At 40.3% G+C, this 970-nt stretch carries 1 protein-coding gene; it reads right to left on the bottom strand.

All coding sequences use genetic code 11. The features are described from left to right. On the bottom strand, positions 1–799 hold a 799-nt coding region (locus HMPREF9074_RS05650), incomplete at its 3' end, for a DEAD/DEAH box helicase (RefSeq protein ID WP_034539943.1). Positions 800–970 lie beyond the last annotated feature (171 nt).

Consider the following 970-nt stretch of genomic DNA (forward strand, 5'->3'; position numbering starts at 1 on the left):
AACCATCTTCTATCAACTTTTCAGCTACGGCTTGCGTATCTTTCTTAGTACGACAGAAAACTACCGAGAAAATATCAGGATTGGCATCTGCTAATCGTTTGAGTGCCTGATACCTATGTCGCCCATTTACCACGTAATACTCGTGCTGCACAGTGCTACTCGCCTGATTGCGTGTGCCGACAGTTATCTCGATAGGTTTACGCATAAACTGACGAGCTATCCGCGCAACCTCATTAGGCATCGTAGCCGAAAAAAGCCACGTACTTTTCTCCTTAGGGGTATGCGACAAAATAGCGGTTATATCTTCATAAAAGCCCATATTGAGCATCTCATCAGCCTCGTCTAACACACAGTAGTTAATATGGCTAATATCCACAAAATTGCGGCGTATCATATCCTGCATACGCCCTGGAGTAGCCACTATTATTTGCGCCCCTTTTTTCAGGCTACGCGCTTGTTCTTCTATACTCGCACCACCGTATACCGCTACCACATTCACCTTAGGCAAATATTTAGCGTAATTTTTCAATTCTGAAGCAATTTGCAAACAAAGTTCGCGCGTAGGCGAAAGGATAAGCCCTTGTGTAAGCTTGCTATCAGTGTCGATAAGCTGCAGAAGAGGGAAGCCAAAGGCAGCTGTTTTACCAGTACCTGTTTGAGCTAAAGCTACCATATCGGTATCATCTTCTAAGAGGGTAGGAATGGCTTTTTGTTGGATTTCAGAAGGAGTTTCAAAGCCCATATCAGTTATGGCTCTGAGGATAGGTTCATCAAGACCTAATTGTTCAAATAAATTCATTAATATGATGTGTCGATTAGATAATTTGTCGATTTGCTAATTTGTCAATTTGTCGATTATCTAATGTTTTAAGGCACAAAAGTACAACTTTATTTTTAAATAGCAAATTAGCAGATTAGAAAATCTACTAAATTTCCTAATCTGCTAATTTCCAAATTTGCTAATTGCTAA

The organism is Capnocytophaga sp. oral taxon 329 str. F0087, assembly GCF_000213295.2.
Taxonomy (GTDB): domain Bacteria; phylum Bacteroidota; class Bacteroidia; order Flavobacteriales; family Flavobacteriaceae; genus Capnocytophaga; species Capnocytophaga leadbetteri_A.